Origin of the sequence: Viridibacillus sp. FSL R5-0888 (genome assembly GCF_038009105.1) — a bacterium.
Lineage (GTDB): Bacteria > Bacillota > Bacilli > Bacillales_A > Planococcaceae > Viridibacillus > Viridibacillus arenosi.
On sequence record NZ_JBBPAU010000001.1, the window covers coordinates 990,152 to 1,006,592 of the forward strand.

General features: G+C 37.6%; 14 protein-coding genes. 12 read left to right on the top strand and 2 right to left on the bottom strand.

The window, feature by feature from the left end; all coding sequences use genetic code 11:
* Positions 1-35 precede the first annotated feature (35 nt).
* Complete coding sequence (locus MKY02_RS04915; protein WP_038187791.1) at positions 36-716, top strand: metal-dependent hydrolase; 681 nt, start codon at positions 36-38, stop codon at positions 714-716.
* 104 nt (positions 717-820) lie between these two features.
* Positions 821-2,131 (top strand): DRTGG domain-containing protein, encoded by a 1,311-nt coding sequence (locus MKY02_RS04920; protein WP_038187790.1) that lies wholly within the window; start codon positions 821-823, stop codon positions 2,129-2,131.
* Positions 2,132-2,174: 43 nt separating this feature from the next.
* Here MKY02_RS04920 and MKY02_RS04925 read toward each other — a convergent pair whose 3' ends face one another.
* Positions 2,175-2,492 carry a YtpI family protein gene (locus tag MKY02_RS04925; RefSeq protein WP_038187789.1) on the bottom strand — a complete coding sequence of 106 codons (318 nt, stop codon included), beginning with the start codon at positions 2,490-2,492 and terminating at the stop codon, positions 2,175-2,177.
* Positions 2,493-2,696: 204 nt separating this feature from the next.
* Between MKY02_RS04925 and MKY02_RS04930 the strand changes: the two genes are divergently transcribed.
* The 8 genes from MKY02_RS04930 to MKY02_RS04965 all read left to right on the top strand — a co-directional run bounded on the left by MKY02_RS04930 (position 2,697) and on the right by MKY02_RS04965 (position 12,697).
* Entirely contained in the window at positions 2,697-3,638 is a 942-nt protein-coding gene (locus MKY02_RS04930) for a DHH family phosphoesterase (protein ID WP_340710734.1), read from the top strand.
* A gap of 22 nt (positions 3,639-3,660) precedes the next feature.
* Entirely contained in the window at positions 3,661-6,753 is a 3,093-nt protein-coding gene (dnaE, locus tag MKY02_RS04935) for a DNA polymerase III subunit alpha (protein ID WP_340710736.1), read from the top strand.
* Positions 6,754-6,890: 137 nt separating this feature from the next.
* Complete coding sequence (locus MKY02_RS04940; RefSeq protein WP_038187787.1) at positions 6,891-7,544, top strand: FadR/GntR family transcriptional regulator; 654 nt, start codon at positions 6,891-6,893, stop codon at positions 7,542-7,544.
* Positions 7,541-8,404: an acetyl-CoA carboxylase, carboxyltransferase subunit beta gene (accD, locus tag MKY02_RS04945; protein ID WP_038187786.1), complete on the top strand. Its 864-nt coding sequence runs from the start codon at positions 7,541-7,543 to the stop codon at positions 8,402-8,404. The genes MKY02_RS04940 and accD overlap by 4 nt, the downstream gene beginning before the upstream one ends.
* Positions 8,405-8,406: 2 nt before the next feature.
* Complete coding sequence (accA, locus tag MKY02_RS04950; RefSeq protein ID WP_038187785.1) at positions 8,407-9,360, top strand: acetyl-CoA carboxylase carboxyl transferase subunit alpha; 954 nt, start codon at positions 8,407-8,409, stop codon at positions 9,358-9,360.
* Positions 9,361-9,504: 144 nt separating this feature from the next.
* Positions 9,505-10,461, top strand: coding sequence for a 6-phosphofructokinase (gene pfkA / locus MKY02_RS04955; protein ID WP_038187784.1), 957 nt, complete (start codon positions 9,505-9,507; stop codon positions 10,459-10,461).
* Positions 10,462-10,483: 22 nt separating this feature from the next.
* Positions 10,484-12,244, top strand: a complete 1,761-nt coding sequence (pyk, locus tag MKY02_RS04960; RefSeq protein ID WP_038187774.1) for a pyruvate kinase — start codon at positions 10,484-10,486, stop codon at positions 12,242-12,244.
* A 63-nt stretch (positions 12,245-12,307) separates the two neighbouring features.
* Entirely contained in the window at positions 12,308-12,697 is a 390-nt protein-coding gene (locus MKY02_RS04965) for an FxsA family protein (RefSeq protein WP_445329602.1), read from the top strand.
* Here MKY02_RS04965 and MKY02_RS04970 read toward each other — a convergent pair.
* The gene (locus MKY02_RS04970) at positions 12,678-13,652 is read right to left on the bottom strand and encodes an AI-2E family transporter (RefSeq protein ID WP_051448783.1); all 975 of its coding nucleotides are present in this window, start codon (positions 13,650-13,652) and stop codon (positions 12,678-12,680) included. The genes MKY02_RS04965 and MKY02_RS04970 overlap by 20 nt on opposite strands.
* 249 nt (positions 13,653-13,901) lie before the next feature.
* Here MKY02_RS04970 and citZ point away from each other — a divergent pair, with 249 nt between their 5' ends.
* Together citZ and icd are read left to right on the top strand one after the other, a co-directional pair.
* Positions 13,902-15,017 carry a citrate synthase gene (citZ, locus tag MKY02_RS04975; protein ID WP_038187768.1) on the top strand — a complete coding sequence of 372 codons (1,116 nt, stop codon included), beginning with the start codon at positions 13,902-13,904 and terminating at the stop codon, positions 15,015-15,017.
* A gap of 81 nt (positions 15,018-15,098) precedes the next feature.
* A complete protein-coding gene (gene icd / locus MKY02_RS04980; protein WP_038187765.1) occupies positions 15,099-16,364 on the top strand; it encodes an NADP-dependent isocitrate dehydrogenase in 1,266 nt (421 codons plus the stop codon).
* Positions 16,365-16,441: the final 77 nt, after the last annotated feature.

A 16,441-nucleotide genomic window follows, 5' to 3' on the forward strand; every position in this document is an offset into this window, starting at 1 on the left:
TTTTTTGTAAGTCGAAATATTAGGAGGATTTAATTATGAAAGTTTCATATCACGGGCATTCAATTGTGAAGATTCAGGTGAATGGTTATACGATTTTAATCGATCCTTTTATTAAAGGTAACAAATTAACAGATTTAAAAGTGGAAGACCAAAAGCCGGATGTGATTTTACTGACGCATGGACATAATGACCATGTCGGGGATACGGTGGAGATTGCAAAAGCAGTTGATGCTTTAGTAGTCGCACCTGATGAACTAGCGAGTTATTTGTCCTGGCAAGGCGTTAGAACGCATCCACTACATATAGGGGGCTCTCATGTATTTGATTTTGGAAAAGTTAAATTGACACAAGCATTCCACGGCTCTTCCTATACGACAGAGAATCGTGAAATTATTTATACAGGTATGCCATCTGGTATTTTATTTTTTGCAGAGGGTAAGACAGTTTATCATGCAGGAGATACAGCGTTATTTAGCGATATGAAATTAATAGGGGAGCGCCATCCAATTGACCTAGCATTTTTGCCAATTGGAGATAATTTTACAATGGGACCTGAAGATGCAGCATATGCGGTCTCATTTTTGAAACCGAAAGTTGTCGTTCCCGTGCATTATAATACATTCCCGGTTATCGAACAGGATCCAAATAACTTTGCTGAAATGGTGTCGATAACTGAAGTGAAAGTATTGAATCCAGGAGAAGAACTGGAGATTTGATTAAAAAACCTGAAAGAATATGTCTTTATTGGTTTTTCAACTAATGAATATGACCAGAATGTGGTACACTTAAGCAACAATGATGTTGGAAAATAGGTGATTTTATGGCTACAAAACATGAGAAGATTCTTCAATATATAGAATCACTTCCTGTAGGGGATAAAATTTCTGTGCGACAAATCGCAAAGGATATTTCCGTGAGTGAAGGAACTGCTTATCGTGCAATTAAAGAAGCAGAAACGAGAAGACTCGTTAGCACGATTGAGCGTGTTGGAACGATTCGAATAGAGAAGAAGAAAAAAGAGAATATTGAAAGACTTACTTTTGCTGAAATCGTTAATATAGTGGATGGACAAGTTCTAGGCGGTAAAGATGGTTTGCATAAAACACTGACGAAATTTGTCATCGGTGCGATGAAGCTTGAGGATATGATGCGTTATACCGATGCAGGTAGTCTTTTAATTGTTGGGAACCGTGGTCGTACGCATGAAAACGCCCTAAAAGAAGGTGCGGCTGTTTTGATAACAGGCGGCTTTGATACGGCGGAAGAAACAAAAAGACTTGCTGACGAGTTAGAATTACCAATTATTTCGACTAGTTACGATACGTTTACTGTAGCAACAATGATTAACCGTGCTATTTATGACCAATTGATTAAGAAAGAGATTTTATTAATTGAAGATATTTTCGTCTCAATGAAAGATACTGCTTTCTTAAAATCGACGGATACGGTTCGCGAGTATCATTTATTAAATGCTTCAACGACTCATGGAGGATTTCCGGTAGTGGATAAGCATCATAAAATTGTTGGTATCGTGACCTCACGTGATGTAATTGGTAAACAAGATGATGACCCTATTGATCGACTAATGACACGTAATCCTATTACAGTGTCGATGAAAACTAGTGTTGCAACGGCAGGGCATCGAATGATCTGGGAAGGCATTGATTTACTACCGGTAGTCAATGATCAAGGATTGTTACAAGGTGTGATTAGCCGTCAGGATGTTTTAAAGGCGTTACAAATGGCGCAAAGGCAGCCTCAACATGGTGAAACAATAGATGACCTAGTAAAAAATGAAATCAAGATGGCGCGAGACACTGAGGAAACTACAGTAGAGTTTACCGTAACACCTCAAATGACAAACCAATTTGGTGCCATTTCGTACGGTGCATTTACTACTTTACTAGTAGAAGCAGGTTCTAGTGCGCTTAAAAAATTTAAGCGCGGTGAAAGTGTCGTAGAGAATATGACAATTTATCATATGAAACCGGTTCAAATGGAGACATCATTAGTCGTAAAACCACGCATTTTGGATATGAGTCGTAAATTTGTAAAAATGGATTTCGAAGTTTATAGTGAAGCTATCTTAGTTGGTAAAGCGATGATGACCTTCCAATTATTAGAGCGCTAAACGTATTGAATTCGACAAAAAAAGTGATGCACAGTACTGTGCATCACTTTTTATTCAAACGGTATTCTTCTTCAACAAATTGTCCATAGTGGCGAACTCGTTTATTATAATTAAACGCAGTAAATAGGCCGAAAATAACTAAAACTGCACATACAATATACGTTAAAGTAGTGTGGTAAATAATAATTTGGTTGATACCAAAAATAACTAATAAGCCACCTAAAGCTACACCCGCACGACTCGAATACCATTTTTTGCGAATAGGTAAATCAGAACGGAATTGTTTTGTTTTAAGGTAAAAATAAAAAACAACTGTAATAGCAATTAAAATTGCTAGAACAACATTCAAAATATTAGACATGGTGTTCCTCCTATAAAAGCAAAGCTGACTCTAGTTTAACGATAAATACAGGAAAAAGCGAGTAGAAAAACAAAGGAAACTTGTTATATAGAGAGACTATGAGAGATTAAATTTTTCAGTATATATCCTTTGATAAAATCTATTAAGCAAACCTTTGTATAGCTGGGATTTAGAGGGTTCACAATCATTTAAAGGAGAATCAAAATGAAACGACAAATTATTGACACAATTAAACAATATGACACAATTATTATTCATCGTCACGTTAGACCAGATCCAGACGCGTACGGCTCACAAATGGGTCTGCAAGCTATTTTACAAGCGACTTATCCGGAAAAAACAGTATATACAACGGGTGAACATGAAGAATCACTTTCATTTCTTGGAGAGCCTCAGGTTGTTGCTGATAAAGAGTTTGAAAATGCTCTTGTCATTGTTACTGACACAGCTAATACTGAGCGTGTCGATGATCAACGTTACAAACAAGGGAAGTTTTTAATTAAAATAGACCATCATCCAAATGATGATGCATATGGAGATATGCTGTGGGTCAACACAAATGCAAGCTCTTGCAGTGAGATGATCTATGATCTATTCACAGAGGGTAGAAAAGTAGCGGATTGGAAAATGGATAGTAAAGCAGCTCGATTCTTATTTGCGGGAATCGTTGGTGATACTGGACGTTTTATCTATCCGAGTACAACAGAAACGACATTTAATACTGTTGGGGAACTAATCAAATATAATTTTGATCGTACAGAATTATTTGATGGTATGTATGAATTGAGCCGAGAATTGCTGCATATGCAAGGTTATATGTTCCAAAATTTTGTGATGGATGATAATGGTGCAGCTTATATTAAATTAACAATTGAAGTTTTAGAGCAATTTGGCGTGACTGCTTCCGATACTTCTCTTTTAGTAGGATCATTAGGTAATGTTAAAGGGATTAAGTCTTGGGTGATTTTTGTTGAAGAGGCAGATCAAATTCGTGTTCGCTTACGTTCAAAAGGACCAATTATTAATACTCTTGCAAAACAATATAATGGTGGAGGCCATCCAATGGCATCTGGCGCTACTATTTATAAATGGGAAGAATCAGAAGAGGTTATCTCGAAATTAAAAGAACTTTGTGCAAAATACTAACTATCGAAAGGAAGAGATGAAGTTGCAAAATGTATATCCACAAATTGTGACGGCTGCGGATATGTTAAAAAGTACGATTCGCATTGAGGAGCTCATTTCTTTCTTACAGCAAGAACATGCGAAGGCAGCAGCAATCGTCAATTCTAAATTGTACGGCTTGTTGCCTTTTTGGCGTGCATTAAAAAAAGCCGAGATTCATCCAGTTATTGGTTTAACCGTTCGTGTGCAATTTAGAGAACATCAAGTACGATCTGTCGTTTTGTATGCGGCTACTCAGCAAGGTTATCAACATTTGCTGAAAGTAACTTCCGCTATGTCTATTCGGGAAGGAGAAGTATTACCATTACGCTGGCTTGAGGGGTATCAAGAGGGTTGCATACTGATGGTACCTATGACTTCACCAGACTGGATAGCTGAAGGTTCGTTTGAAGATGTACAAGCACTACAAGGTATTTTTGGTAAAGGTAGATTATATGTTGGGATCGACAGACCTGGTGGTTTGAAGTCTGATATAGAACAGGATATTATTAGCTATTGCCACGAACAAGAATTACCTATTTGTGCGACTCATCTATGTACATTTATGCGTGAGGAACATGCTTTTTCTTTTGAAGTAGCTAAAGCTATTGAACAAGGGATGAAGATGAACATTAGCGATCAATTAACTGCACGCGAGCGCCAACAGTTTGTACCTTTTAACAGGCAATGGCAGGATTGGTTTGCAGATTATCCTGAGTGGCTTTTGTCGTCTGAGGAAATGTTACTTAGTTGTCAGGTTGATCTAGCATTCGACAAATTTTTGATGCCTAAGTTTCCAACGCCAAATAATGAGACAGCTTTTTCATTACTTGAAGCGAATAGCTTGAGAGGACTACAAGAACGGGTACCAAATGCCAGTGCAGATTATATAGAGAGACTGCATTATGAATTAGGAATCATTCAAGAAATGGGCTATGCAGATTACTTTTTAATCGTTTCAGACTATATTCAATACGCGAAAAGTAAGCAAATTTTAACGGGACCAGGTCGTGGTTCGTCAGCGAGTTCACTTGTTGCCTATACTTTACGTATTACAGATGTTGATCCACTACAGTATGGTTTATTATTCGAACGTTTCTTAAATCCAGAGCGAATTACCATGCCAGATATTGACGTTGATTTCGCAGATCATCGTCGGCAAGAAGTGATTCAATATGTTGCTGATAAATATGGGAAAACATATACATCACAAATCATTACATTCGGTACGTTATCTGCTAAAGCAGTTGCAAGAGATGTTGCACGCGTATTTGGCTTCACCAGTGAAGAGTTGTCAAAAATTTCCTCACTTATTCCTAATAAGGTAGGTATTACCTTGAGAGAAGCTTTAGCGGAATCTATATCATTACGTGATTGGATTGCAGCTTCAGATATACGTCAAAAATGGATTGAAGTTGCTTTAAATCTAGAGGGATTGCCACGTAATGCGTCGACTCATGCCGCGGGTGTTGTACTTTCTCCAGAGCCTTTAGTAAGTATTGTTCCTATTGAGCCAGGTAACGATGGGCTCTATATAACGCAGTGGCCGATGCAAGAAGTAGAATCCATCGGCTTATTAAAAATGGATTTCCTAGGTTTACGTAATTTGACCATTTTAGAGCGTATTCGTTCAATGATTTACTACGATACACGGAAGTTTCTTGACTTTGAAAAAATTCCATTACATGACCCCTCGACCTTCAAGTTGTTGCAACAAGGCGATACAACAGGTGTTTTCCAATTAGAGTCAGATGGTATGCGCCAAGCATTACGTGACATAACGCCAACTGCTTTTCAAGATATCGTGGCAATCATTGCGCTGTATCGTCCAGGTCCAATGGATTTTATTCCTGTTTATAGTAAAAGGAAGCACGGTGGCGAAGCTGTAATCATGCCACATCCAGTACTTGAACCTATTTTAAGAGAGACGTATGGTGTCATTGTGTATCAGGAACAAATCATGCAAATTGCTTCAGTGATGGCAGGATTTACGATGGGAGAAGCAGATATTTTACGTCGAGCAGTTAGTAAAAAGAAGAAGGAAATATTAGATGCTGAACAACAACATTTCGTGAAAAACTCTGTAGCAAAAGGGTTTACTGAGCAAGTAGCTGTGGAAGTTTACGATTTAATTGTTCGTTTTGCAAATTACGGTTTCCCAAAAAGTCATGCAGTTGCATATAGTGTCATTACTTATCATATGGCGTATCTAAAAGCGAATTTTCCTACGTATTTTTACGCTGCACTTTTGACAAGTACTATAGGAAATCAAGATCGTCTTATGCGCTTATTGCAAGAGGTAAAACAAAAAGGAATAACTGTATTGCCACCATCTGTTCATCATAGCGGCCGTACATTTCGAGTGGAAAATGGTGCTATTCGTTTTGCGCTTTCTGCAATAAAAGGTGTCCCACAATCATTTTTAACAAAACTTTTAAGCCTACGTAAAAACGGTCATTCCAACTGGGCTGATTTATTTGATTTTGCGCTTGATATGACAGGTGTTCATTTCACTAGAAAAGCATTGGAACCATTAATAAAAGCCGGAGCGCTGGATGACTTTGGTAGAAATCGTGGACAACTGTTAGCTTCTATTGAAGCGGTGGTCAAACATGCGAATTTATATCGACCAAATGATGAAGAGAGTCTATTAAGCGATGGCGATTTTTTATTCGGTAAACCCAAATATGCAGACGCAAGCTTGATGCCAGAAAAGTTATTGTTGCAATATGAAAAAGAGGTGCTTGGATTTTATATGTCAGAGCATCCAATTTTGAAATTAAAGAAAGAGTTGCAAATAGATTCAATGTCTGCTGCAAATATTTTAGAAATACAAGGTCGAAAATATGTGAAAATGCTCGGAATCGTTTCTGGGATTAAGCAAATTCGCACGAAAAAAGGCGAACAAATGGCGTTTATCGACCTAGAAGATGAATCTGGTATGCTTTCAATAACGATCTTTCCTCGTGAATATATCCATATTCAAGAATGGTTACAAGAGGAGCAAATCGTTTTGGCAGAAGGTTTTGTTGAGCCACGCAACGGTAAGGCGCAGATGATTGTAAAAAAATTAATAACGGAACTAACTGAAAAATAGATTAAACGACTAAAACTGTGTGATTTTCGCACAGTTTTTTTATTTTTACTTTACTCTTCGAAAGATTTTATGTATGCTATTATCAAAAGTGGTCAGACCACTTTTTTTACAACTTATATTGTCCAAGGAGAAATTCGATGAGTGCAGAAAAACCAACTTCTAAAATGTTTTTACAAATTGTCAGTGAACTACGAGCTTTAATACGTGATGAAAATATTCCGGCAGGTGGTAAAATTCCATCAGAGCGTGTACTAGCTGAGCGTTTGAATGTTGGAAGGTCATCTGTAAGAGAAGCACTACGCAGTTTAGAGCTACTTGGACTCATTGAAACGCGTAGAGGCGAAGGAACATTCTTAACCGATTTTCGAAATCATAAACTAGTAGAAGTATTGTCTACCTTCATTTTGCAAGAAGGAACAGATCTAGAAAATGTGAACGAAACACGAAAAATTCTTGAACGTGATGCAATTCGTATCGTGTCTTCAAATGAAACATTACGAAAGTTACCAGTATGGGAAAGTTTGTGGCGTAATCTTGAAACTGAAGGTGTAATTGCGCGCGAAGATGTTATGAGGGAAATCGTTATCGCATCAGAAAATCGCCTTGTACTGAAAATGTGGATTCTGTTAAAGCAATATGGAAAAGAGATGTATAGTGGACTTTCTACCGAGCATGAACAGCCTATGTTACAAACCTTTATAAGTGAATTAATGATAGGAAATACTGCTGAAGCAATAAGCTGGTTTGAAAAATGGACCGAATTGCTACATAAGGGGAGAGATATTTTATGAGTATAAAAGATTTATTTAAAACCAATAAAATTAAAAATAAAGCACGTATTTCTATAAAACGTGAAGAAAATGATGTGCCAGAAGGAATCATGACAAAATGTCCTGACTGTCGTCATGTAGAGTTAACAAAAGATTTAGTGAAAGGGTTAAAAGTTTGTTCAAAGTGCGACCATCACTACAAAATGACAGCATATGAGCGTGTTGATATTTTCTTCGATGAAGGCACATTTAAATCATTGGATGATCACTTACATTCTATTAATCCATTAGAGTTTCCTAGCTATATAGAAAAGATTCAATCAGATATAAAGAAAACAGGATTAAATGAAGCAGTATTAACGGGTGTTGGTGAGTTAGATGGCGAACAGATCGTAGTAGCGATTATGGATTCGCATTTCCGTATGGGTTCAATGGGTTCTGTAGTTGGTGAGAAGATCACCCGTGCAATTGAAAAGGCCACTGAATTAAGTGCACCATTTATCATTTTCACAGCGAGCGGTGGCGCTCGTATGCAAGAAGGCGTGTTATCTCTTATGCAAATGGCGAAAACGAGTGTTGCCTTACAACGTCATAGTGCGGAAGGCAATTTATTTATTTCAATCATGACACACCCAACAACTGGTGGAGTTTCTGCAAGTTTTGCATCTCTTGGAGATATCAATTTAGCTGAGCCAAAAGCGTTGATTGGCTTTGCGGGACGTCGTGTTATTGAACAGACAGTTCGCGAAAAGTTACCAGAGGATTTCCAAACTGCAGAATTTCTATTGGCACACGGTCAGTTAGATGCGGTGGTAAATCGTAAAGATATGCGCAAAACAGTTTCAACAATCGTTAAGCTTCACGTAAAGGAGGCGCAATAATAATGGTGAAATACTTACCGTTCGAAGCACCACTTATGCAGCTTCGTGAAAAAATTAATGAATTAAAAGAATTCACTGCTAATGCAGATGTTGATATGTCGAAAGAAATTAGTCAGCTTGAGGACCGTTTTAGTAAATTAGCTAAAGAAATTTATGATAATATCCAACCTTGGGACCGAGTGCAAATTGCTAGACATCCTGAACGCCCAACTACAAAAGATTATATAAATGCTATTTTTGATGATTTTATCGAGTTTCATGGTGATCGAAACTTTGGTGATGATGAGGCGATTATCGGAGGTATTGCCTCTTTTGAAGGCCGACCAATTACAATTATTGGCCATCAAAGAGGGAAGGATACAAAAGAGAATATTCGACGTAACTTCGGTATGCCACATCCGGAAGGCTATAGAAAGGCACTACGCCTAATGAAGCAAGCTGAGAAATTTTCAAGACCAATTATATGTATGATTGATACAAAAGGTGCGTATCCTGGTAAAGCCGCAGAACAACGTGGACAAAGTGAAGCTATAGCACGCAATCTATTCGAAATGGCGGGGCTAAAAGTTCCAGTCATCAGTATAGTTATAGGTGAAGGTGGTAGTGGTGGTGCACTTGCTCTTTGTGTAGCTAACCAAATCCACATGTTGGAAAATGCAACTTTGTCTGTTATTTCACCAGAAGGAGCTGCTTCAATTTTGTGGAAGGATGCGACTTTAGCACAAAAAGCTGCAGAAGCTATGCGTATTACTGCACCGAACTTAAAGGAAATGGCAATTATAGATGAAATTATCCCTGAGGTGTTAGGTGGGGCGCATAATGATGTAGCACAACAAGCTCTCAATATGAAGACAGTTCTAAGGGATTCATTAGAACAGATGAAAAATTTAACAGCTGATGAATTGATACAAAATCGTTATAATAAATTCAGAACTATTGGGGTTTACGCTGAATAGTAACAATTAAATTTTGGGGTGGGCTGAATCTGTATCGATATATTCGATACACGAAACAGCCTATTTCTTTCGACGCAATACTGACACAGAATACTATTTCGTGTTAATGTCTTAATAGTGACGCTTGTAGGAGGAATGAATCATATGAAAAAAATTGGTGTTTTAACAAGTGGTGGAGATGCACCAGGCATGAATGCAGCTGTCCGCGCAGTTGTCAGGAAAGCTTTATATCATGATTTAGAAGTTGCAGGTATTTACTATGGCTATCAAGGGCTGATAGAAGGACAAATTGAAAGTTTAGATCGCGGTTCTGTAGGGGATATTATTCAACGTGGAGGTACGAAATTACATTCTGCACGTTGTCTAGAATTCAAAACAGAAGAAGGACAACTTAAAGCAATTGAACAGTTGAAAAAGCATGGTATCGAAGGGTTAGTTGTTATCGGCGGGGACGGTTCTTATCGAGGGGCTTTGGAGTTAACGAAGCGTGGTTTCCCTTGTGTAGGCGTGCCGGGAACAATTGATAATGATATTCCAGGAACAGATTATACAATAGGTTTTGATACAGCTTTGAATACTGTAATTGATTGTATTGATAAAATTCGTGATACAGCAACATCTCATGAACGAACATTTATCATTGAAGTAATGGGTCGTGATGCAGGTGATTTAGCTTTATGGGCTGGTCTAGCTGGTGGTGCTGAAACGATTTTGATTCCTGAAGTACAACATGATTTAGACGAACTTGTCACTCGTTTAGAACAAGGTTATGACAGAGGGAAAAAGCACAGTATTATTATTGTTGCTGAAGGTGTTATGTCTGCGAGTGATTTGGCAAAAAAACTTTCGGAAAAAAATATTGAAACAAGAGTTTCAGTTTTAGGTCATATCCAACGTGGCGGATCGCCGACAGCACGCGACCGTGTACTAGCAAGTACTTTTGCTGCGAGAGCGGTAGAATTATTAATTGAGCACCGTGGCGGTCTTGCAGTTGGCATGAGAAACCATGTGGTGGTAGACTATGACTTAGCAGAGGCATTTAAGAAAGAACGTAATACAGACTTGTCAATGTACACTTTATCAAAAGAATTATCGATTTAATTAAATTGGAGTGGTCGAGAAAATGAGAAAAACAAAAATTGTATGTACTATTGGTCCCGCTAGTGAATCGCAAGAAATTTTAGTGCAATTAATCGAAGCAGGTATGAACGTAGCTCGTTTGAATTTTTCGCATGGTAGTCATGAAGAACACGCAGCAAGAATCGAGAGCATTCGTGAAGCAGCGAAAAAGACTGGACAGGTTGTGGCTATTTTGCTTGATACAAAAGGTCCTGAAATTCGTACGCATTCAATGGAAAATGACGCTGTAGAATTAGTAACAGGTCAAACAATTGATATTTCAATGACAGAAGTACTTGGCAATAAAGAAATTTTCTCTATTACGTACGAAAAACTTATCGATGATGTTGAAGAAGGTTCAATCATTTTATTAGATGATGGCCTAATTGAATTACGTGTTACTGGTAAAGATACTGAGGCTGGAATAATTCATACTGTAGTTGAAAACGCAGGCCAACTTAAAAACAAAAAAGGCGTGAATGTACCGGGCGTTTCAGTACAATTACCAGGTATTACAGAAAAGGATGCACAAGATATTCTATTTGGTATCGAACAAGGTGTAGACTTTATCGCTGCTTCATTTGTGCGTCGTTCATCAGATGTATTGGAAATACGTGAATTGTTAGAAAATAATAATGGTGGACATATCCAAATTATTCCGAAAATCGAGAATCAAGAAGGTGTCGATAATATCGATGAAATCATTCAAGTTTCCGACGGTTTAATGGTTGCTCGTGGTGACCTTGGAGTTGAAATTCCAGCAGAAGAAGTACCTATTGTTCAAAAAAATCTAATCCAAAAATGTAACACAGTAGGAAAACCGGTTATTACAGCAACGCAAATGCTGGATTCAATGCAGCGTAATCCTCGCCCTACTCGAGCTGAAGCAAGTGACGTAGCGAATGCTATTTTAGATGGTACAGATGCAATCATGCTTTCTGGTGAAACAGCAGCTGGACTTTATCCGGTAGAATCTGTAAAAACGATGTATAAAATTGCTAATCGCATAGAGGATTCATTGGATCACCGTGCGATCGTTAGTAAACGTAGCCGTGAGAAAGGTGCTAGCATGACTGAGGCAATTAGCCAAGCAGTTGCATACACTTCTCTCAATTTACAAGTTTCAGCTATTTTAGCACCAACTGAGAGTGGCCATACAGCACGTATGATTGCCAAATATCGTCCAGGTGTACCGATTATTTCAGTTACATCATCAGAACAAACATGTCGTAAACTAGCGCTTGTATGGGGTGTATTCCCTATCGTTGGACCAAAAGTAAGTTCTACGGATGAAATTTTAGAGCTAACTGTCCAAGAAAGTTTGAACAAAGGATACGTTCACCACGGTGATTTAGTTGTAATTACAGCTGGTGTACCAGTAGGTGAAGCGGGTACTACAAACTTGATGAAAGTGCATGTAATTGGCGATATGCTTACTAAAGGTCAAGGCATTGGTAAATCTGCTGCTATTGGTAAAGCCTTAGTTGTCAGAAATGCTGAGCAAGCACTAGCGCAAGATACTGAAGGTAAAATTATTGTAACGATTGGTTCTGATCGTGATATGATGCCAGCGATCTCTAAATGCGCAGGGTTAATTACTGAAGAAGGTGGACTAACAAGTCATGCTGCAGTTGTTGGCTTAAGTCTAGGTATTCCTGTTATTGTGGGTGTGAAAGACGCTACAACAATGATTAGCGATGGACAAGAGTTATCAATCGATGCAGTATCTGGAGTTATCTACTACGGACGTTCAAGCATTTTGTAATAAATAAACAAACAACCTCAGCGCATTTGAGCTGAGGTTGTTTTTTAAAAAGAGGTGAATAAATTGCGTAAAATTCTACTATTTCTTTTACTGATTCCTATAATTGAAATCGCGGTTGTATTAATATCCGGAAAACTAATTGGTGCCATGTATACACTAGTCTTAATTATTGTCACTGGTATTTTAGGAATCTATTTAGCTAAAACGCAAGGAGTTAAAGCTTTTAAGGATATTCAACAAGCGATACAAAATGGACAACCACCAGGTAATGCCATGATTAATGGCTTACTTATATTTATTGGGGGAATGTTCTTAGTCTTACCAGGCTTTGTATCTGATATTATTGGTCTTCTTTTAGTCTTTGGCCCCACAAGAAATCTCTTTAAACCACTTCTTTATTATTGGCTACGTAAAAAGATGAAAAACGGCCAAGTTATTTTGATACAAAAATAGGATGGTTTCTTAATTTAACAGCTAGTAATAATAAGAATGGACTAATTAAAATACCTGCAATGCCAAAAAGCAATAAACTAATGGCACTTATCATAAAAGCGTGAACGGATCGGATATGTAAAGTTGACGCCCACATATACGATTCAGCGAATTGTCTTGAAAGCTGAATTACCGCATAGAGAATCAATAGATATATGCAAAGTAATTGATTACCAGTTATAAAAAAATATATGCTCATTGGAATAAGGAAGATACCAATTCCTAAAAAGGGGAGACTATCTGCCACAGAGATGAGTAATGCTTTTCCAACAGGAAATGAAAAACCAAGTATCATTAAACCAACGGATAAAAGAGCAAATGTCATGAGTAACAAACGTAATTCTACTGACAGGAAATAGCCGAACAATTGAGAAGCTTCTTCATAAACTCGTTGAATAGGCTTTCTAAATCGAGCAGGTAAATAGATAAAGAACCATAGTCTATTCCTGCTTGTTTCATATAAAGCAAAATATAAGGCTACTAGATAAAAAGTAAAATTAATTAGATTATGGAAGGTGGATTGCACAATATTTACGAGCGATTCCATAGCCATATCTACTAGGGAAACAAATTTCTCTTGCAGATTCAGAAGTAGCATTGATTGCATATTAGAGAAAAACTCAACTTGGGTAATTATGCGTTTAATCTCTGGTAAAGTTTCGATTAAAACAGAAGTTAAAAATAGTATAGTTGCGATAAAAGTGGATAAAATAATAACTTCAGTAGTTAATGCTGCAAGCCATTTAGGCAGTTTTAATATTGTGATCAAATACTTTAGTAATGGATATGCGAAATAAGCAGTTAAAATCGCAAGAGCTACAGGTAAAACTAACCAACACAACACTAATAGTAGAGCAATTAGTACGAATAATTGGATTCGGTACATGGTAGATTTTTTGATTTTTTCTTGTAACAAAACATCATCCTTTAAAAAATGTGATTTTTTCATCCTAGTTAATGTTAATTTTTTTCTACAAAATGCGATATTTCTGTCTAAATTTTGTTTTTTAAACGAAATACGGCCTTTTCATTCACAAAGCCGTCAAAATTTATTATAATAGCAATGTAAGCGATTTACTTATAGGTTCATATCGAAAAAACGTAGGTTGCATTTATGTAATTTTGTGAATGCTATCTAATACATTTGGAGAAGGAGCGATATATTATGACAGCAACACGCGGATTAGAAGGTGTCGTAGCAGCAGAGACTAAAATCAGTTCTATAATTGATGATACTCTTACATATGTTGGCTACAATATTGATGACTTAGCAGACAATGCATCTTTTGAAGAGGTAGTTTACTTACTATGGCACACACGTCTTCCTAAAGCAGACGAATTAGCTGAATTGAAACAACAATTAGCTGACAATATGGAAGTGCCACAAGCGGTATTGGATCACTTTAAAACTTATGACATCAAATCTGTTCACCCAATGGCTGCATTACGCACAGCAGTTTCTTTACTAGCTTTATATGATGAAGATGCTGAGGATATGTCTGACGAAGCAAACTATCGTAAAGCAATCAAGTTGCAAGCTAGAATTTCTACTGTTGTAACTGCGTTCTCTCGTATTCGCGCAGGTTTAGAACCAGTAGCACCTAAAAAAGAGCTAAGCTACGCTGCAAACTTCCTTTATATGTTATCTGGTAAAGAACCAGAAGCTATCGCTGTTGAAGCATTCAACAAAGCATTAGTATTACATGCTGACCACGAATTAAACGCATCTACATTTACTGCTCGTGTATGTGTAGCAACATTATCTGATGTATATTCAGGTGTTACAGCTGCAATTGGCGCACTTAAAGGTCCTTTACATGGTGGCGCTAACGAACAAGTAATGAAAATGCTTTCTGAAATTGGTTCAGTTGATAAAGTTGAAGATTATATCAACGATAAATTAGCTAACAAAGTTAAAATCATGGGCTTCGGACACCGCGTATACCGCAAAGGTGACCCACGTGCTCCACACTTAAAAGTTATGTCTGAAAAGTTAACTAAATTAACTGGACAGCCTGAATATTATGAAATGTCAGTGAAAATCCACGAAATGGTGACTGGACAAAAAAATCTACCACCAAACGTAGATTTCTATTCAGCATCTGTATACCATTCATTAGGTATCGATCACGATTTATTCACTCCAATCTTCGCAGTTTCACGCGTATCTGGATGGGTAGCTCATATCTTCGAACAATATGCTAACAATCGTTTAATTCGTCCACGTGCAGAGTATGTTGGACCAGGAATGCAAAAATATGTACCTGTAAACGAAAGATAATTGGTATAATAAAAAAGTCAAGGGCGGTGCTAGGTTTTGGCACCTGCCCTTTGATTATGAATATTAGGAGGCAATAAGTTCATGTCTAACGGTAAAATCGTAGTTGAAAATGGCGTACTTAAAGTACCAAACAATCCAATCATCCCATTCATCGAAGGTGACGGAATCGGTCCAGATATTTGGGCAGCAGCATCACGCGTAATCGATGCAGCAGTAAAACAAGCTTACAATGGCGAAAAATCTATCGAGTGGAAAGAAGTACTTGCTGGACAAAAAGCATTCGACCAAACTGGCGAATGGTTACCACAAGCAACTCTTGACGCTATCAATGAATACTTAATCGCAATTAAAGGACCTCTTACTACACCAATCGGTGGCGGTATCCGTTCTCTAAACGTAGCATTACGTCAACAACTTGACCTTTATGTTTGTTTACGTCCTGTACGTTACTTCGAAGGTGTTCCTTCTCCAGTTAAACGTCCTGAAGACACTGATATGGTTATTTTCCGTGAAAATACAGAAGATATCTATGCTGGTATTGAATATGCTGAAGGTTCAGATGAAGTTAAAAAACTTATCAACTTCCTTCAAACTGAAATGGGTGTTAACAAAATCCGTTTCCCAGAAACTTCAGGTATCGGTATTAAACCAATATCTAAAGAAGGTACACAACGTTTAGTTCGCGCAGCTATTAACTATGCTATTACTGAAAAACGCGAATCTTTAACTTTAGTACACAAAGGTAACATCATGAAGTTCACTGAAGGTGGATTCAAAACTTGGGGTTACGAATTAGCTGAAACTGAATTTGCTGACCAAACATTCACTTGGAATCAATATGATGCAATCAAAGAAGCTGAAGGCGCTGAAGCTGCTGATAAAGCACAAGCAGAAGCACTTGCTGCTGGTAAAATCTTAGTAAAAGATTCGATTGCTGATATCTTCTTACAACAAATCTTAACTCGTCCAAAAGAGTTTGATGTTGTAGCAACTATGAACTTAAACGGTGACTACATCTCTGACGCATTAGCTGCTCAAGTTGGTGGTATCGGTATCGCTCCAGGAGCTAACATTAACTATGTTAGTGGACATGCGATCTTTGAAGCTACTCACGGAACAGCACCAAAATATGCTGGACAAGATAAAGTAAATCCATCTTCAGTATTACTTTCTGGCGTTCTTATGCTTGAACACCTAGGCTGGAAAGAAGCTGCAGATTTAGTAACTGCTTCAGTAGAAAAAACAATTGCTTCTAAAGTTGTAACTTACGACTTTGCTCGTCTAATGGACGGCGCTACAGAAGTAAAATGTTCTGCATTTGCTGACGAATTAATTAAAAACCTGTAATAATTAGATTCGATGAATGAGGGGATTGGGAATTTTTTCCCTTTTCCCTCTTTATATTTATTATCAAAGGAGTGTAT